The sequence below is a fragment of the Streptomyces sp. NPDC002845 genome, from assembly GCF_053591955.1.
In genome coordinates this window covers 1-17,122 of sequence record NZ_JBSFUU010000133.1, presented here as the reverse complement: position 1 = coordinate 17,122, position 17,122 = coordinate 1, and the positions used below count along the sequence as shown (strand labels likewise).

At 69.4% G+C, this 17,122-nt stretch carries 14 protein-coding genes and 3 pseudogenes; 5 read left to right on the top strand and 12 right to left on the bottom strand.

The features are described 5' to 3' along the window. The first annotated feature begins 733 nt into the window (after positions 1-733). Entirely contained in the window at positions 734-1,231 is a 498-nt protein-coding gene (locus ACWD3C_RS45760) for a hypothetical protein (RefSeq protein WP_451154279.1), read from the top strand. Here ACWD3C_RS45760 and ACWD3C_RS45755 read toward each other — a convergent pair. Then, complete coding sequence (locus ACWD3C_RS45755; protein WP_451154281.1) at positions 1,222-2,154, bottom strand: LysR substrate-binding domain-containing protein; 933 nt, start codon at positions 2,152-2,154, stop codon at positions 1,222-1,224. The two genes, ACWD3C_RS45760 and ACWD3C_RS45755, sit on opposite strands and share 10 nt — an antisense overlap. Positions 2,155-2,298: 144 nt before the next feature. Between ACWD3C_RS45755 and ACWD3C_RS45750 the strand changes: the two genes are divergently transcribed. Then, the gene (locus tag ACWD3C_RS45750) at positions 2,299-3,033 is read left to right on the top strand and encodes a flavodoxin family protein (RefSeq protein ID WP_451154277.1); all 735 of its coding nucleotides are present in this window, start codon (positions 2,299-2,301) and stop codon (positions 3,031-3,033) included. Positions 3,034-3,634: 601 nt separating this feature from the next. On the opposite strand, the gene ACWD3C_RS45745 is transcribed toward ACWD3C_RS45750, so the two are convergent. The 5 genes from ACWD3C_RS45745 to ACWD3C_RS45725 form a co-directional block, all read right to left on the bottom strand. Further along, a complete protein-coding gene (locus tag ACWD3C_RS45745; RefSeq protein ID WP_451154275.1) occupies positions 3,635-4,393 on the bottom strand; it encodes an SDR family NAD(P)-dependent oxidoreductase in 759 nt (252 codons plus the stop codon). A gap of 25 nt (positions 4,394-4,418) precedes the next feature. Next, a complete protein-coding gene (locus tag ACWD3C_RS45740) occupies positions 4,419-5,765 on the bottom strand; it encodes an MFS transporter (RefSeq protein WP_451154273.1) in 1,347 nt (448 codons plus the stop codon). Between the two features lie 79 nt (positions 5,766-5,844). Further along, positions 5,845-6,429 carry a TetR/AcrR family transcriptional regulator gene (locus tag ACWD3C_RS45735; protein ID WP_451154271.1) on the bottom strand — a complete coding sequence of 195 codons (585 nt, stop codon included), beginning with the start codon at positions 6,427-6,429 and terminating at the stop codon, positions 5,845-5,847. Positions 6,430-6,477: 48 nt separating this feature from the next. Next, entirely contained in the window at positions 6,478-7,077 is a 600-nt protein-coding gene (locus ACWD3C_RS45730; protein ID WP_451154269.1) for a recombinase family protein, read from the bottom strand. Positions 7,078-7,226: 149 nt separating this feature from the next. Then, positions 7,227-7,475 (bottom strand): hypothetical protein, encoded by a 249-nt coding sequence (locus ACWD3C_RS45725; RefSeq protein WP_451154267.1) that lies wholly within the window; start codon positions 7,473-7,475, stop codon positions 7,227-7,229. Positions 7,476-7,691: 216 nt separating this feature from the next. Here ACWD3C_RS45725 and ACWD3C_RS45720 point away from each other — a divergent pair, with 216 nt between their 5' ends. Continuing rightward, the gene (locus ACWD3C_RS45720) at positions 7,692-7,904 is read left to right on the top strand and encodes a hypothetical protein (RefSeq protein WP_451154265.1); all 213 of its coding nucleotides are present in this window, start codon (positions 7,692-7,694) and stop codon (positions 7,902-7,904) included. A 10-nt stretch (positions 7,905-7,914) separates the two neighbouring features. After that, entirely contained in the window at positions 7,915-8,163 is a 249-nt protein-coding gene (locus ACWD3C_RS45715; RefSeq protein ID WP_451154263.1) for a hypothetical protein, read from the top strand. Positions 8,164-8,313: 150 nt separating this feature from the next. On the opposite strand, the gene ACWD3C_RS45710 is transcribed toward ACWD3C_RS45715, so the two are convergent. The 3 genes from ACWD3C_RS45710 to ACWD3C_RS45700 form a co-directional block, all read right to left on the bottom strand. Next, a complete protein-coding gene (locus ACWD3C_RS45710) occupies positions 8,314-8,880 on the bottom strand; it encodes a peptidoglycan-binding domain-containing protein (RefSeq protein WP_451154261.1) in 567 nt (188 codons plus the stop codon). Positions 8,881-9,037: 157 nt separating this feature from the next. Next, complete coding sequence (locus ACWD3C_RS45705; RefSeq protein ID WP_451154259.1) at positions 9,038-10,960, bottom strand: PhoX family protein; 1,923 nt, start codon at positions 10,958-10,960, stop codon at positions 9,038-9,040. 1 nt (position 10,961) lies between these two features. Continuing rightward, complete coding sequence (locus ACWD3C_RS45700) at positions 10,962-13,109, bottom strand: peptidoglycan-binding protein (protein WP_451154257.1); 2,148 nt, start codon at positions 13,107-13,109, stop codon at positions 10,962-10,964. Positions 13,110-13,306: 197 nt separating this feature from the next. On the opposite strand from ACWD3C_RS45700, the pseudogene ACWD3C_RS45695 reads away from it, so the two are divergent. Further along, positions 13,307-13,822 (top strand): annotated as a pseudogene (locus ACWD3C_RS45695) (transposase); the annotation flags it as partial. 53 nt (positions 13,823-13,875) lie between these two features. Here ACWD3C_RS45695 and ACWD3C_RS45690 read toward each other — a convergent pair. From ACWD3C_RS45690 to ACWD3C_RS45680, 3 genes and pseudogenes are all read right to left on the bottom strand, one after another. Then, positions 13,876-14,448, bottom strand: a complete 573-nt coding sequence (locus ACWD3C_RS45690; RefSeq protein ID WP_451154255.1) for a peptidoglycan-binding domain-containing protein — start codon at positions 14,446-14,448, stop codon at positions 13,876-13,878. A gap of 991 nt (positions 14,449-15,439) precedes the next feature. Further along, positions 15,440-16,741, bottom strand: a pseudogene (locus ACWD3C_RS45685) (AAA family ATPase); the annotation flags it as partial. Between the two features lie 163 nt (positions 16,742-16,904). Further along, positions 16,905-17,122, bottom strand: a pseudogene (locus ACWD3C_RS45680) (hypothetical protein); the annotation flags it as partial.

Below are 17,122 nucleotides of genomic sequence, written 5' to 3'. Positions count from 1 at the left end.
CAGCCCACCGCCCTGCGCATACCGCATACCTCCGGCATACCGCAACAATCATGAAACGTCAGATCCCCACCCGCCATAGCGAGTTCAACCTCAGCGAACCGCCGGGATGTCGGTGACAAGCCGCGGGGAACCTCAGCGTAACGGGAGGTGTGGTCGTCGCATCAAGGGCGATCGCACCTCTTTCGGGGCATGTTGATCCCTTTTTCGCGGGTTTTGATGAGACGCCGTGTTGCGGTATGCGGCCACGTTGACCCCTCGGCGACCTGCGACACGACCACCTGAGGAAGATCCGCTCCCGGCCGGTGGGTACCGCTCCACCAGAAGGGCCTGGGTGGCGTGCGGAAAGGGAGCAGAAGGTGTCGATCGTGCCATAGCCCAACTCAAACCGCTTATACGCAGAACCAATTCAACTGATCAGGCAGTCTTGATCTTTGCCTCATATCCACAAACAAGAGGGACGGAATGCAGCACACGGGGCGTAACAGGACGGCCCCCTCTCTGTAACCACCTTCTGGCCACAGGCGTCCAACACTGAGGGGAGCATTCGCCGAACCAATGCGATCTATGCCGTGCAGTCCGGTTGTCGCCGTTATGACGCGATGGATTCACACGCGAACTTCGCGCAGCGAATCCGCGACCTGTCGCCAACCAGCGTGGCTGCGAAGCCGGTTGATCGCAACGATTCGGAACCATGCGCACTATCGGTGATCACTACCTTAGGATCTCCCGAGTCATGACCTCTCAGAAGCCGCTGAGCACCGGCAAGAAGATACTCTTCCGGACAGGGATCTTGGTTGTCCTGAGCGCGGTCTGCATGGCCGGCTTGAGCCTCGTTACCGATGGCCTTGGCGGGCGGCGAGCTCTGTCCGACGGCCCGGTAGGTACCTTCACCCCCACCGACAGAAACTGCGGCAAATCCTCCTGCACGTGGGTGGGGACGTTCACCAGCACCAACGGCACAGTCACCGCCAGGGACGTGAAACTGAACGACGCCGCGACAGTCCGGCGCAGCGACCCAATGCCGACCAGCATCGAAGACGTACGCCTGGACGACGAAGCCACCCGCCCGGCCGCCTACACCGCCGACTACAACTGGCACGCGCCGGTCGTCAAAGGAGCTGTCCTCGCCCTCGTGCCACCGCCACTCGCGGTGTTCTTCTTCATGCTGGGGAAGCGGCAACGGCGACAGCGGATGCTCGGCCACCAAAGCCTCGACAGGCCCTATTCGTGATGGTGGTTCGGTGCTGCGCCCACCGCATTGGGATCGGTGGAGGGCGACTCTGCCGAGGCGTGCAGCAGCAGGTCGCGCAGTGCCGAGGCGGCGTCCGACGGCTCGGTGGGGGTGAGGACGACCTGGTCGGCGGTGGTCGAAGGGCCGGTGAGGGGGATGATGCGCAGGCCGGGTGGCTGGTGGTCGAGTGCGGATTCGACGGTGATGCCGATGCCCGTTCCCGCGGCGACATGAGCGGCGATGGCGTGCACGCTGTCGGCGGTTCTGATGATGCGCAGATCGGCTCCGCCTATGTGGAAGGCGGACAGGAGGCGGTCGCAGAGACCGCTGTTGATCTGGTGGGGCCAGGTGAGCAGGCCGGTGGTGGACAGTTCGGATGCGCTCAACTCGGAGTGCCCGGCGAGGGGGTGGGCCGCGGGTACGAGCGCCATGAACCTCTCGGTGGACAGCACCCTCGCGCGTACGCCGGTGACGTCGCCGGTCGCCCAGCCGATGCCCAGCCCGATCGTCTCCGCCCGCAGGGCGGTGAGCTGGGCTGTGGTCGGCATGGCCTCCGGCACGATCGTCACGTCGGGGAAACGGTCGCGCAGTTGCGGCAGGCAGCGCAACAGCAGCCGGTGGCCGGTGTATTCGGCGTGGGCAACGACGAGAGTGGTGCGGCTCCGGTCGCCGGCGGCCAGGGAGCGTCCACGCTGCTGGAAGCGGCGCAGCTGGGCCAGGGCGGCACGGGCGTCGGGCAGCAGCGCTTCGCCGAGACCGGTCAGCGACACCCGGCGGCTGGTGCGGTGGAACAGCCGCCCGCCCAGGGTGCTCTCCAGCCGCCTGACGGCATCGCTGACGGTGGGCTGCCCCCGGTGCAGGCGCGCGGCTGCGCGGCCGAAGTGGAGCTCCTCCGCGACCGCGACGAATGCTTCCAGTTCCATCCTGTCCACGGGGCCAGGCTAGCGCGATCGATCGGTGTGAGCGATCGCTGTGTGCCGAAGTTCGGCGTTGATGCCGTGCCGTACGCGGGTTGTGATGGCTGGGCAAGCAAGGTTTTCCCCACGACCGGAAGTAGTGAAGAGCACATGACAGCCAATGACGTTGACCGTGAGCACGATGCGCCGGTGGTCACGGTGACGGTGGTCTACCACTCGGTGCACGGGCACACCCGGGTCCTGGCCGAGCACCTCGCCGACGGGGCGCGGCTGGTGCCGGGCGCCCGGGTGCATCTCGTCGAGATCCGGGCCGAGGACGTCACCGCGGGCCGTTGGCACGATGCGGAGGTGCTCGCGCTGCTCGGACGCTCCGATGCGATCGTCCTCGGCTGCCCGACGCTGATGGGCAGCGTGTCGGCGGTGTTCAAGGCGTTCATGGAGGCGGCGTTCACGCCGTTCACGACGCAGGCGTGGAAGGACAAGCTGGCCGGAGGATTCACCATGTCCGCCTCGCAGAGCGGCGACAAGCTGGTGGTTCTGGAGCAGCTGGCGGTCTTCGCCGCACAGATGGGCATGCAGTGGATCGGCGTGGGCGACATGCCGGGCAACAACTGGAGCGGGGGCGCCCGCGACGATGTGAACCGGCTGGGCTCGTGGCTGGGTCTGATGAGCCAGAGCCACGCCGACCATGGGCCGGAGCACGCCGGATCGCACGGCGACCGGATCACCGCGGAGCGATACGGCGAGCGGATCGCCCGGCTGACTCAGCGTTGGGTCAACTCCGTGCCGTACAACACCTCCCGGATGACCGAACACGAGGCCCGCGCCCTGTCGGCCTCCCTGAGGGAGGCCGACAGGGCACCGGCGGCGCTGACCGGCGCCTGACCTCGCAGATCGCCCCGCACCGGCGTCGGCGTCCTGGACAGGCAGGCCGTGAGGTCCGTATCGGGAAAGACGGTACGCCTGCCATCGCCAAGCTGCACCGCAAGCTGGTGTGCGAGCGGCAGGGCATGTCCTACGGCCAGGAGCGGGCCCGGCAGATCGCGGAGGAGGCGATCCGGCGGGCGGCGTTGGTGAGAACAACCCGCTGGACCTGATCAACGTCGCGCTGGAGGAACTGGTCCGGGCGACCTGCGAGCTGCCGGCGCTCCGCACCATGGACGAGATGGCCGCCCGCATCCGCCGGCAGGTCAACGAGGACATCTTCGCCTCCGTCCGCTCCCGCATGACGCTTCAGGACCGGGACCGCCTTCAGGGGCTGCTGGACGTGGGCGGCCTGGATCGCAGGAGTGGGCTGAACCGGCTGCAGCAGGCGAGGCCCATCCGAGGGCCACGACGGGCCAGTTCCGTGCTCCGCGGAGTCGATGCCGCTGTTGGCGTCGACGGCACCGCAGTGCGGCCGCTCCGGTCGGTATGTGGCTCGCGTTCCAGCCCGTCGTGGCGGAGTTCCTTGCTGGGGAAGGGCGTCGCCGAAGTCTACGAACCGTCAGGCCGAGGATCCACTGTCGATGACCAGGTCGGCGCCGACCACCGCGCCGGCCGCGGGCGAGGCGAGATAGAGCACCGCCGCCGCCACTTCTTCGGCTTCCGCGACCCGGCCGAGCGGGTTTTCCGTCTTCACTCGCTCGGCACGGTCGGCCTCGGTCTCGCCGGGCCGCAGCGACATGGGAGCTGCGGAGGCGCCGGGGCTGACGGCGTTGATGCGGATGCCCTGGTGGATGTGGTCGAGAGCGGCGGCGCGGGTCAGCGCGGAGACCGCTGCCTTTGAGGTGATGTACGCGGCAACGTTCGGGATCCGCAGGTGTGCGCCCAGGTTGGAGGAGATATTGACGATGGCGCCGCCACCGTTTCCCTTCATGTGCGCGATCTCGTGCTTCATGGCCAGCCAGACGCCGGTGACATTGGTTCGCAGCACCGCGTCCCAGTCCTCCTCGCTCACCTCACCGACGGCTACGGTCCCGCGGAGTATTCCGGCGTTGTTGACCGCGATGTCCAGTCCACCAAAGCGGGTAACGGTCTCGCGTACCAGGTTCTGGAGCCGGCCGGAGTCGGTGACATCGGCGGTGACGGCGGCGGCCGTGCCGCCCGCGGCCTCGATGAGGCCGACCGTCTCGTTCAGTGCGGCCGCGGTACGCCCGGCGGCGACCACGGATGCGCCCTCGGCTGCGAAGGCGAGCGCGATTGCGCGGCCGAGGCCGGAGCCTGCGCCGGTGACGAGGACGGTCTTGCCGGTGTAGTGGTTCATTTCGGTGGCTCCCTTGAGTGATGGATTACTTGGTGCGGTGGCTCAGGAGGGCGACGGCGGCGAGAGCGGCCCCTGTTGCGGCCAGGGACGAGGCATCGCTGCCGAGTGTGAGCAGGATCGCGAACAGGACGGTCGGGCCGAATTCCATCGCGGTGTTCAGCAGGCCGCCCGCGAGCCCGGTCTGCTGCTGCGGCACGCCTTCGACGGCGAGCACGGCGGCTCCCGCGAAGGAGGCCGCCGTACCGGCCGGCAACAGCACGAGGCCCGGCAGCAGTCCATACCCGTATGCGGTGTGTGCGTCGATCCCGGTGAGCGCGAGGAGGGCGAGCCCGGCCGCGCCGGCGCCGAGCCCGGCGACTGTGACGGTTCGGGCCCCGTACCGGCCGATGAGCGGTCCTGCCGCCCGGCCCGAGGCGATCAGCGCAACAGCGAACGGTACGAACGCCGCCGAGGTCTGCAGCTGTGACCAGTCGCGCGCCTGCTGGAGGTGGAGCGAGAGGACCACGAAAGTCATCGCGGTTCCGCAAGCGCTCAGTGCGATGGCCGCGAGAGCGAGGACCCGCCGCCGGTCGAGCAGGAAGCGGGGCGGCAGCAGCGGGTCGCGGGCGCGGCGCTCGGCGTACCAGAACGCGGCCAGCAGCGCGGCCCCGCAGAGCAGCGGCACGAGCACGCCGACCGACGACCAGGGACGGGTATCGGTGACGACGAGTCCGTAACTGGCGAGGGTGATCCCGGCGGTGGCGAGCAGAGCACCCGGCAGGTCGAGAGTCCTGCCCCGGCGCGGCGTGGTGTCCGGCAGCAGCCGGGGCGTGAGGGCGAGGGCTGCGAGGGCCACCACGAGCGGCACGACGAAGGTCCAACGCCAGGACAGCAGCGCTGAGATGACGCCGGAGAGCAGATTACCCGCGGTCGCACCGAGTACCGAGAGCCCGCCCCAGGTGGCCATCGCTCTGCCGTACGCGGGTGGGGAGGGGAAGACGGCGCGCAGCACGGCCATGGCGGCGGGCGCGATCAGAGCCGCCCCCGCGCCCTGCGCGAAGCGCGCTGCGAGCAGCGTTCCAATGCCGGGGGCGAGCGGGGCGGCGGCCGAGGCGGCGGCGAAGAAGACCAGGCCTGCGGTGAGGGCACGCCGCCCGCCATAGCGGTCCGCGAGGCGTCCGCCAAAGAGCAGCAGCCCGGCGAAGGTCAGTCCGTAGGCGGCGCTGAGCAGGATCAAGTCTGCGCGCTCCAGGTCGAATTCGCGCCCGATGAGGGGCAGCGGTACGGCGAGCGCAGCGAGCGTGAAGATCAGCGCGGTCTGGACGCTACCGAGGAGGACGAAGGCGCATCGCTGCTGCACAGTGGCGACGCGGGCGGCGCCCGTGGCGGTCATGCCTTCCTCCTGATATTTGACTGATCGGTTCATTATTCGGGCATGCGGAAGAGGGATCGGTGGTTCCACTGACTGTGAGTCAGCCCAGCAGGGCCAGGGCCTGTTCAGCCGCGTCCCGCACCCGGGCGGGATCGTTCGACGCCTTGCCGACGATCCGTACCCCCTGCAGCAGGACGAGCAGCATGCGGGCCAGCGCACGCGGATCACGGCCCTCGGGCAGCTCGCCCTGAGCCTGGGCCCGTACGAGCGCGGAGTGCAGCAGGGTCTCGACGTGCTCCCAGCTGATCTCGACCCGGCGGGCCGCCGCAGGGTCGTGCGGGGCCAGCTCGGCCGCGGTATTGGTGACGAAACAGCCGCTCAGTCGGCCTTCCGGGGAGGCGGCCTCTGCCGCGAAGCGGCGCACCACCGCCCGCACCGCAGGCAGTGCGGGGCCCGGCTGGGACAACTCGGCGAGGAGAGCCGGGTCGCGCGTCTCGGCGTAACGGTCCATGGCCTTCAGATACAGCTCGCGCTTGCTACCAAAGGTCGCGTAGATGCTGGCACGGCCGATGCCGAGGTGCTCGACGAGGTCCGCCAGTGACGTCGCTTCGTAGCCGCGCCGCCAGAACAGCTCAAGGGCCGACTGCAGCGCGGCGTCCGGATCGAATTCCTTGGTCCTGGCCACGTCGAAGACCATAGCCGTATCTAGAACGGTCGGTCAAATAACTGCGCACTACGGCCGGGTCTGTGAGGGCTCCTGACTTCCCGCGCGCTCCAGGACCCGGTACACCGTCGCGCGAGAGACGGAGAATAGTTCGGCGAGGTCAACGATGGTGTGCTCGCCGATGGCACGCTGCTCGACGAGGTGGGCCTGCTGACGGGCGGAGAGTTTGGGCTGCTTGCCGCGGAGCCTGCCCTTGGAACGGGCGACGGTCATGCCCTCGCGAGTCCTCATCCGCAACAGATCGACCTCGAACTCAGCGAAGGCGGCCAGGATGTTGAAGAACATCTTGCCCATCGGGTCAGTCGGGTCGTAGATCGTGCCGCCGAGGGAGAGCTTCACGTTGCGGACGGTGAGGGAATCGCCGATGTTACGGGCGTCAGGCACCGAGCGGGCGAGCCGGTCGAACTTCGGTACGACGAGGATGTCACCGGCCCGGACCGCCGCCGGGGCCTGATCGAGGCCGGGCCGGTCGCGGTTGGTGCCGGTGAGTCCATGGCCGACGTAGATGCGGTCCTCGGCCACACCGAGACCGAGCAGGATCTCGCGCTGGGCGGTGAGGTCCTGTTCGTCGAGGCTGCACCTCGCGTAACCGATCAAGGTTGCCGTCATGACCTGGAGTGGACGAATAGCCCCCGCTCACCGTACAGATCACCGGACGCCCTAAATGAGACGCGAGCCACGCAGGTCGCGCTCTTCGCCAGGTCCAGATCACGAGTGTGCGGTGGGGGATCCCCTGACGAACAGCCCTCACGGCCCCACTATCCCTTCCGGCCGTATCTCGGCCAACCCTCGATACAGACCTGCTCGACCAGTTGTCGGATCAGCTGCTCGCGGTCCGCGTCGACGGTGGTGTGCGCGTGCCGGCTGCCAGGGATGTCTTGGGCCAGGGCCCGGATCTGGGCCCGCCGGACCGCGCGGATGACTGACGTGTGGACCCCCGCACGGTCCGTGTGAGCGTGGTCGGCGAGGACGGTGCCGACGGCCGTGGCACGCCAGAAACCGCTCAAGCGCACGGCCGTGCCACGAACGCGAAGGTGACCGTGGCCGGAACGACGCGCGGCGGAAGTGTGTGGGCGGAGGCTGGTTGGAGACGACCGGCGGCCTCCGGGAGTTGACCCGACATGAAGAGCAACGCACCAGTCAGCGTCGTCGTGGTTGACGACCATCCCGCCACCCTCTCGGGCATCGAGGCGTGATACGCCGCATCGCGGCGACCCATCACCGTGGTCGCGGCCGGCGGCTCTGTACGGGAAGCCTGGACCGCACCCGGCAGTACGGCCGACGTCGTCATCCTGGATCTGCAACTGGGCGAGGGCGGCACCGCCTTCGGCAGCCTTCGAAGACTCGTCGACGCCGGGCGGCAGGTGGTCGTCCATACGATGCAGGACGACGAGAAGACAGCACCTGGTCGAGGCGACGCCGGCAGCAGCCGATGAGCGGCCCTGCATGCCGCCCGCGCTGGCCGGCGCGCTGGGAACAAACGCCCGCGCCGACCGCCCCCAGCTCTCCGCGCGCGAGGAGAACGTACTCATCGAGTGGTTCCAGTCGGAGTCGAAGGAGCTGGTCGCGCAGCTCGGCGTCCGCGTCTGCGATCTCCTCGCTCAGGTGCTGGTAGCGCTTGGCCAGGCGCTTGAGCGCGAGTTCGACGGCGGCGGCCGGGTCGGTCAGATGATCGCAACGCCGTCGAGCGACTGATCAACCGACTGAAGGACTGGCACGGCATAGCCATACACTTCGACAAGACGCCCGGGACGCCGGCGGCAGCCGTCGCTCACTGCCGCTGAAGGGCTCACCCTCCCGCGCGGACGTGGCGGGCAGGCGGCGGTGGCCGGCGCACCCCGATCGTCAGCGGCACGCCGATCCTCCGAGTGGGCGGTAGAGAGCCTGCTTCCAGTCGGCCTTGGTGTCGATGCCCCAGTAGCGGAACAGGTAGGTGCCGTGGCTGGTCCTTGCTCGCAGGAACATCTTGGTTCGTGTCGAACCAATCGTGGTCCGGTAGTGGATCCACTCATGGCTGTTGCTGTAGGCGGCGCCAACGACGAGGCGGTTGTCTATCCTGCCCCAGGTCATCCGCCCGACGACGCCGTCGACGTCAGCCCCGGTGAAGCCCAGTCGGCGCTGCAGGGTCTTGACGGCGCTCACGGTTACACCCCCGTAGGCACAGTCGATGTCAGTCTTGTCGAGAAGATCTTCCGCGTCCAGGATGTTCTGCAGCACACCGACGGCGTTGCTGTTCCAGTACTGGCTTCCCGTCCACAGGGTGGCCTCGTCCTGGAAGTCGTTCTGGGCTCCGGGGTCCGCGTCGATGTACCCGATGCTCACATCGGCGGCGGCGGGACTGGGGCTGGTCACGACGCCGAAAGCCAGCACAGCGGTGGCACCCGCGACGAGGATGCGACGGATTCTTGGCATGGTACGACTCTCCATTTCCCGGCGGACCGTCTGAGCGTTCCGACTGCTGTTCCTGCTGCTGTGTCACTGCGTGAGAGTGCTGCTTCGGTCCGTCCGCCGGACCGGACGTTGGGCTGCTTGCGGCCCTCGTCCTGCCCGGCGGACGGGCATCATCCGGCTAGCCGGCGCCGACGGCACCCTCGTGTGGCCCGGCACCGGGGCCGTCCGGTACGTGGACCGCGACGGTGGCCGAGCGGGGGCGGCCCTCGGGCTCGTGGTCCGGCCAGTTGCTGACGGCGCGTGGATCGCTGGCGGAGGGGGTGCCCCAGGCGGCGGTCGCCTGTCCGGGGTGCTGGATGTTGACGAACAGGGTGTGGCCGTCGGCGGACGCGGACACCCCGGTCACCTCGGCGCCGCGGGGCGCGGTCAGGAAGCGTCGCACCGTGCCGGTGCGGGGGTCGGCGGCCAGCAGGGCGTTGTTCCCGACAGCCTGGCAGACGGGGTCGGGCCCGCCGAGGTCCTGGGCGGGTATGCCGGTGGCGATCCACAGCAGCCCGTCGGCGGTGAAACCCACGCCCTTCGGGCAGGCGAACCGCCCGTTCTCCGTCAGTTCCGCCGCGCCACCGGTCAGGAACTCCTCCCAGTGGAACGCGTCCTCGGCGTCACCGTCCGGTCCGCCCATGCCCTCGCGCCACCGCAGCACACGCCCGTACCGAGTGCGCTGTGCGTGCCGCTCCGCGGCGGACCCGGTGTCCTCGGCGCAGTCGGTGCACCCGGCGGGGCCGCTGCTGCCGGCCAGGGCGAGGTAAACCTCGCCGCCGTGCGGGTCCACGGCGACGCCCTCGGGCTGGGCCAGCCCGGTGGCCCCGACGGCGTCGGCGGCGAGGCGGGCGCGGACCAGCACGTCGGCCTGGTCACGCCAGCCGTTGGCCTCGGTCAGCGGGCCCTGACCGAAGGTCAGCGGGAGCCAGCGGCCGGAGCCGTCGCCCGACAGGCGCGCCACGGCGAGAGTGCCGTGGTCCAGCGGGCTGCGACCCTGGGTGCGCAGCGTGCGCCAGGGCCCAGAGCTGACGAAGCGGTAGAGGTACTCGCCGTCCTCGGCGTCCGTGCTGTAGACGACAACCCGTCCGTCGGAGGTCTCGGTGACGGCGGCTGCGCCGTGCCAGAAGCGCCCCAGGGCGGTCCGCTTGACCGGGCCGGCGTCCAGGGCGTCAGGGTCGAGCTCCACGATCCAGCCGAACGCCTCGGGCAGCGCCCGGCAGGCGGCGAGGTCAAAGCGGGCGTCTGCGGCGTGCCAGGGGCTGCCCAGGCCGCCGGCGGCCAGGCCGTAGCGTCGCTCGCTCTCGCCGCGCCGCCAGGTGGGGCTGTCCGTGCCGAAGAAGGCGTTGGCGTTCTTCTCCGCCAGCAGGACGGTGCCCCAGGGCGTGGTGCCGGTCGCGCTGGGCGCCAGCACGCCCCGGACGGCCGGCCCGCCCGCCCCGGTGATGCGTTCGGCGGCCGGGCCGGCCGGCGTCACCGGGGTGTCGGCGGTCAGGCGTCGGTTGAACCGGGAGCCTGCCGTGCGCCACACACCGTCGGATTCGGCGGCCACGGCCACGACCGTCACTCCCTGCGCGGCCATCGCCACCTCGCCGGGCACCTGGCCGACCGTCTCGTCAGCCGACTCGTGGGTGATGACCAGCAGGCCCTTCTGCCCCGCGGCGCGGGGGAGGAACTCCACACCGTGGTGGTGGCTGCCGACCTGGGTGGCCTGGGCCGCCGCGCTGCCACCGGCAGGCAGCCAGCGGGGGGAAGCGGGGCTCAGTCCGTCACCCCAGCGGGCCAGAGGTACGGCCTGGAAGCCGGCCGGTACCGTCACCGTGTCGCTGATGCCCGCCGGTACGGCAGTGAATGTGGACAGGGCGCGCACGGCGGAGCCCGTCCCCGTCCTCGTGGCCGCGCCCGTGCGCGGCGCGGCAAGGGCCGCGGGGGTACCGGAGGCGAGCAGCGCGGCGGCGGTGGCGGTGCCCACGGCGAGAAGCGAGCGGCGGGAAACGCCCCGGCCGGCCGGCTCGGCCGCGGGGTCGTTGACGCCGCGGCGGCTGTCGTCGTGCTGTCGCATGTCAGAACCTCTCCAGGTTGAGAGCCCTCTGCAGGACGCGGGTGGTGCCGGCTCCCCAGACGCCGTCCACGACGAGGCCGGCGCCGGTCATCGCATTGAGGTGGCCCTGCATGGCCCGGATGGACGCAGCGCCGATGACGCCGTCCACGACAAGGCCGGCGTCGGCCACCCGGTTGAGGTGGCGTTGCAGGGCGCGCTTGGACTCCGAGCCCCACACTCCGTCCGGCTCGGCCCCGATCGCCCGCTGGAGGGCCGCGATGGTCCGCGCGCCGAAGACGCCGTCCACCACGAGGCCCTCCCCGTTGGCGTAGGCGTTGTAGCAGGACTCGGTGTTCGGGCCCCACAGGCCGTCGACGAGGGCGCCGACCCGGTCCTGGAGCCAGCGCACCCCGTCGTAGGTGAGGGGGCCGAAGACGCCGTCGACGACGAGGGCCGGGCTGTAGCCCAGGCCGTTGACGGCGGTCTGCTGCTGCGCCACCGTGCGGATGGTGGTGTTGGCGCCACCGGACCAGCCGCCGTCGCCGACGTGGTCCACGTACGCCCGCTCGGTCTCCGGGCCCCACAGTCCGTCGGCGGTGACGCCGAGCCGGCCCTGGAGCCACTTCACGCCAGCCTCCGTCAGGGGACCGTACACGCCGTCGGTGACCAGCGCGGGGGAGTACCCCATGCCGTTGACGGCGACCTGCTGGGCGCGGATGGTCCGCACGTCGGAACGGCCGCCGCCGCTGCCGCCGCTGCCGATGTAGGCGACGAAGGCGGCCTCGGTCAGCGGGCCCCACAGGCCGTCGTCCTCGACGCCGACCGTCCGTTGGAGCCACTGCACGCCGGCGAGCGTGAGGGGCCCGAAGACGCCGTCGACGGCCAGCGGGGGCCGGTGTCCGAGCGCGTTGACGGCACGCTGCTGCGCCACCACCGACCGCACGTCGCTCCGGCCGGAACCGGCGCTCGGGGGCGGCGTGATCTCGATGGGAACGTACTCTCCCCCCATACCGCTCTGCACCCAGGTGCGCAGGTCGTTGCCGGGGCAGGAGGTGGAGCCGAGCGCGCTGTGGTAGGTAGCGCCGAGATCGCCGCCGCACAGCTCCTGTGCCTTGAAGAACAGCGAGCGAATGGCGGTCTTGGCGGCCTGGGTGGCGTCCCCGTCGCTGCCGATGAAACAGACTCCGATGTGGGTGGTGTTGTATCCCCGGGCGTGGGCACCCACGTTGGTCCAGCCCCGACCTTCGAAGATCCATCCCTGCTGGTGGACCAGGAAGTTGTAGCCGATGTCGGGCCATCCCCGGCCGTCCATGTGGTAGTTCTGGATTTGGCGCACCGTCTGGCTGGGAGGGCCGGCCGAGTAGTGGACGCAGAAGCCGGTGCGGCTGGAGAGCGGTACGTACACCGTGGAGGTCGGCGGCCGGGCGCCCCAGTTCTCGCGGGAGATGACGTTGATGGCCGGGCCGGGAACAACGCCCACGCCGGGGTCCAGCGAGCCGTCATTGCAGTAGGGCGTCAGGTTTCCGGGGCACACGGTGTAGCCGGCGTCGTACTGGTGGGGGTACAGGAGGTTGCCGGCCCGCAGGTTGTCACCGACCTCCGTCCGCAGATGCCGGACGAGATCCCTGATGGAGGAACGCATCGCGGCCGTGGGCTCGTCGTTGGCCCGCAGCAAGCCGAGGATTGAGTAGAACGCCTCGTTCCGGCCCACCTGGCCGTAGCCGTCAACTCGGATGTGCAGGGGTTTCAGCGTTGCATCGTCGGGGTGCGGGCCGTGCGCTTCTGTCCCGTATCCTCCGTTGCCTTCGCCCCGTATGTAGCCCTGCGCCTTGAAGATTCTTCCATGTCGGCACACGATGAAGTTGTAGGCGATGTTGCCGTACTTGTAGTGATGGGACTCCCAGATCTCGGCGATCTCATACCGGCATCCTTCGCAGTCCACGGGGCCGACGCGTCCCGGGCCGGCGTGATGAACGAAGACGCCCCCTTTCCACGGCGTCCAGTCCCCTCCTGTGAGGTTGTGCGTGGTCGCCAGGGAGTCGACCACGACGTCCTTCGCCTTCTCCAGCGAAACTCCGTTGTTGACTGCATAGTTGCGCGCCAGTATGTACATGGTGCCGGAATCGCGCGTGTATGGCGTCCAGGCGGTTCGCGGCAGGATGGTGACCACGCAGGATCTCCTTCGACTGGTGACTGCTAGCGGTGGCAGGCAGTGGCAGCACATGGGGTTGTGAGAGCAGCGATGCGACCGCCCGTGACGGCAGGGCGGTCGGTGGATGGCGCCGCGGGCTGGTGAGAAGGGGACGGAGAGGCGTCGACTGAGTGGCCTGTTCCAGACACGTCCGGCGGCCCCGCGTTGTCAACCGGCACCTCGGCCCGTCGCTCGCGCTCCAGCAGTGCAAGCGGTTCCGCAAGGACACCGTGCTGATCGTGGACAGCGCCCTGGTCCCTACCCGCGACCACACCATCGCCGAGCAGTCGAAGAATTACCGGTACTCCACCAACCATGAGGTCGTCATCGACGCCGACACCCGGCTTGTCGTCGCCGTCGGCCGGCCGGTCGCCGACGACCGCAACGACTGCAAGGCGTAGGGGCTGTCCGGCACCAAAGACGCCGTCGGCCACACCACCGTGATCGCCGACGGCGGCTACCGGGGCACCGGCCTGATCATCCCGCACCGACGCGAGCGCGGCCAGGCCGAACTCCCAGCCTGGAAAGAGGAACACAACTCCTCCCACCGCAAGGTCCGCGCCCGCGTCGAGCACGTCTTCGCCCGCATGAAGGGATGGAAGATCCTGCGCGACTGCCGTCCGAAAGGCGACGGCGTCCACCACGCCATGCTCGGCATCGCCCGCCTGTACAACCTCGCCCTTGCCGGGTGACCTGCTGGTTTCTGCGTCACCCAGCACGCCGAAGATCATTTACGGGGCAACCCTCAGGCGCAGGCGGGCAGGGTGTTGCGCGAGAAGTCGCGCACCTTGGTGGTGGTCTTGTCGTTGCCGTAGTTCCCGATCCAGACCGTGAGCTTCGTACTGTCGTACGCCCCGGCGTGAATCCGGCCCTGGGCGGCGATTCGGTCATCCGAGATGGCATCTCCGGAGAGGTGGCCGCCCTCCACGTAGAGTGCCCAATTGGCGCTTTTGCCCGAGTTGTTCCACACGGAGTAGCGGAATTTCGTCGAATTCGCCTTGCACATGTACAAGGTGACCCCGGACTTCCATCCAAGCGCCTTGCCGTAGGTCTTCAGCTTCCGCCAGGTCTGGGGTCCAGCCTTGCCGTCGACGCTGATGCCGGCGTCATCCTGGAACGACCGGACGCGGCTCCGCGTCGCCGAGCCATACACGCCGTCAACGCTGAGCCCACCCAGATTCTTCTGGAGCAGCTTCACGCAGGTGCCACGACTGCCGTAGCTCAGGTAGGTGCTGGAACAGCTCGCGGCCTCCGCGGAGGGAGGGGACGCGACGATGAGCGCGGACGTTGCGGCGACCACAGCGAGGGCTGCGGGCAATGCCGTCAGCGCACGAGGGCGAGAGGTAGCAGACATAGCGGACCTTTCATCGATGATGTCAGCGCCCCGCGAGGGGATACGGCCGGACATGGCACAGCATCAGTGCGCAGGGGCCCGGTACGCGGCACGCACCCTGGCCCGGGTCATGAGCGGAAAAGTGAAAGTGAGGTCATGCGCACCCGCCACGGCCGGTGCCAGCCCCGTACGACGGGCACCGTAGCCCGGCACGGTCGCTGAGTGTGCCGGTCGTTTGCCCCACAAGGAACGGTCGCCGCACATATCGGAATACGCGCAAGGCAGCGGACGAGGGGACGAGACCGCTCTGCTTCTACAGCCGTGACCTTGTTGAGCTCGACTGCCGCTACAAAACTCGGTGGCTCAGTTGTCGTTCGGCAGCTGGCTGGCCGCGCGGGCATCAGAAGGTCGACCCCGACGCCTTCATCGACCCCAAGCCCAGCGTTCGCGTCCCGCCTCGCCGGCGACTACGGGCTCGGCGGCTTCCGGCTCAGCTCCTCCTCATGGGATCTGGCAGAGTCCGTCCCGGAACTGAAGTCCGCACTCCCAGGTACATCCGACGATGCACTCTGTGAACTCACCGCAGAAACAGTCGAGTTCACCACCCGTGACGGTGCCACGCTATCGGCCAGACCTCCACGGGACGCCTCATCGCCGATGCCGCTTCCCCAGCAGGAAAAAGAACACCCGGAGTGACGGTGACACGAGGACCAGGACAGCTCCTTTGATGACGGGCGCGTGCCAGTTGTAGTCAGCGGTGTACACGGCCGGGCGAGTGGCTTCGTCGTCCAGGCATACGTCTTCAACGCTGGTCGGCATTGGACCGCTGCGATGAGCCAGGACGCGTGGGCCTCGACGCCTGGAAGACCTCGGACACGAACAATGGTCTCCGGTCGCCCGCCACTGGCTGGACATTTCCCCTGACGGCTCCCTCACCGGCCCGCGGCCCGTAGCAACTCGTGCACGCACAGTCGTGTCACGTTCCGTAGAGGGTGGGCAGATCGACCAGAAAGATGTCGTCACGGCGGTCGGCCAGGTCGGCGTAGAAGCCGTGCAGGGAGTACAGCGCCAGGGTGGTGGCTGCGGTGTCGTACCCCTGATCAGTGAGCAGGGCACGGATGCGCTCCAGGCGTTCCAGGTCACCGGTCCCCCGGCGGGCGGCGGTCGCCTTGGCCTCGCCCAGGAGCGCGATCCTCGCGCGGGGGGCCTGCGGGTGCTCGCCGGCGGCCAGGGCGATGACGTCGACCTCGTGCTTCGTCCGGGCGGCCGGGGCGGCGACCTCGGTGGTGCCGACCGGGCCGGTCAGTCCACCGGGCAGCAGGGTGGGGGCGTAGCGGCGGGTGAAGTCGCGGGCCAGGTCCTCGAAGTGCGGGCCGAGGATCCTGGAGTTGAAGGTCGGGGCGGCCTGCTGCCACACCTGTTCGGCGAAGCCCTGCTCCACGGCGGTAGCCTGCGGGAGGGTGATGAGCTGGTTGAAGCGGATGACGGGGTCGGCGAGGGTGATGACCGGGTGCCGGGAGCGGAGGATGTCCTGTTCCCGCTGGATGTATCCGGTGGTTTCCAGCACTCCGAGGGGGTGGGCGACGGCGTTGCGCGGGCGTTCCAGGGCGGCACCGATCTTACTGGGGGTGGTGGCGCCCTGGGCGATCGCGGTGAGGATGTCGTAGTACAGCGTGTGCTGGGTGATGCGCGGGTCCTCGCGCAGCAGGTATTCGGTCTCGGTACGCGAGTACACCGCCCGGCCCGGGTCGAGGAGCGTCCGGGTCAGCCAGGTGTCGAAGCCGTCGTCCGGGTGCGGGCGGGCGGCTACCGGCCGGTAGCCGGGGGCCCCGCCGAGGACCGCGTGCGCCTTCAGCGCGGTCAGCGGGTCGGCGATCTGCCAGAAGGCCCGACTGTCCCGGTAGTCGAAGGCCCCGAGCCGTAGATCGACCACGGCACGGCCCCGCAGCGGCTTCGTCCCTGACAGCAGTTCGCGCATGACACTCACCGCGGAGCCGCACAGGATCAACCGCGGGCCCGGCCCAGCCCCGGGCCGCGCGCCGCGCTGGCGCTCGTCGTAGAGCTGCTGAAGCAGGCCGGGGATCTCGGGCGAGTGCTGGAGCAGATACGGCAACTCGTCGATCACCAGCAGCGGGTGCGGCGAACGGGCGGCCACATCGAGGGCGTTGGACAAGACGTCGCGCCAGTCGGTCAGGCGCAGACTCCCGGGCCTCAGACCGGCGTAGGTGGCGACCGCGTCACTGAACCGCTGGATCGCCGGCAGCCGCCCCTCTTCCCGGAGGGTGCGTTTCTTCTTGAGGGACCTCGCTGCCGACCAGCACGGACGTGGTCGGTGCCGGGCGCTCGGCGCGACCTCCTGTGCCGCGCTTGCCGCAGATGCAAGGTACTGACCAGGTACTTCTCGTCCCTCCAGAAGAAACGCACCCCTTCCCGGACCGCGGTCACGTACAGGCCGCCGACCTGCTCGGACAGAGCCTGCAGAAGGTACGACTTCCCGTGCCGCCGACGCCCGGACACGATGCCGAGCCGCATCGCCGGGTCCGGATCAGTGAGGAACTCCGCGAGGCGGTGGCGCGTTCAGCGAGCCGGTCGGCGGCGTCCAGCAGAGCCGGTGCCTTCAACGCACGGCTGAGGAAGGCCAGTTCGGCGGTGACGTCCC

Excerpts from the sequence above, each read along its gene's own strand:
- ACWD3C_RS45760 (WP_451154279.1), top strand. The coding sequence starts at position 734 with ATGACCTCTCAGAAGCCGCTGAGCACCGGCAAGAAGATACTCTTCCGG.
- ACWD3C_RS45755 (WP_451154281.1), bottom strand. The coding sequence starts at position 2,154 with ATGGAACTGGAAGCATTCGTCGCGGTCGCGGAGGAGCTCCACTTCGGC.
- ACWD3C_RS45750 (WP_451154277.1), top strand. The coding sequence starts at position 2,299 with ATGACAGCCAATGACGTTGACCGTGAGCACGATGCGCCGGTGGTCACG.
- ACWD3C_RS45745 (WP_451154275.1), bottom strand. The coding sequence starts at position 4,393 with ATGAACCACTACACCGGCAAGACCGTCCTCGTCACCGGCGCAGGCTCC.
- ACWD3C_RS45740 (WP_451154273.1), bottom strand. The coding sequence starts at position 5,765 with ATGACCGCCACGGGCGCCGCCCGCGTCGCCACTGTGCAGCAGCGATGC.
- ACWD3C_RS45730 (WP_451154269.1), bottom strand. The coding sequence starts at position 7,077 with ATGACGGCAACCTTGATCGGTTACGCGAGGTGCAGCCTCGACGAACAG.
- ACWD3C_RS45715 (WP_451154263.1), top strand. The coding sequence starts at position 7,915 with ATGCCGCCCGCGCTGGCCGGCGCGCTGGGAACAAACGCCCGCGCCGAC.
- ACWD3C_RS45710 (WP_451154261.1), bottom strand. The coding sequence starts at position 8,880 with ATGCCAAGAATCCGTCGCATCCTCGTCGCGGGTGCCACCGCTGTGCTG.
- ACWD3C_RS45705 (WP_451154259.1), bottom strand. The coding sequence starts at position 10,960 with ATGCGACAGCACGACGACAGCCGCCGCGGCGTCAACGACCCCGCGGCC.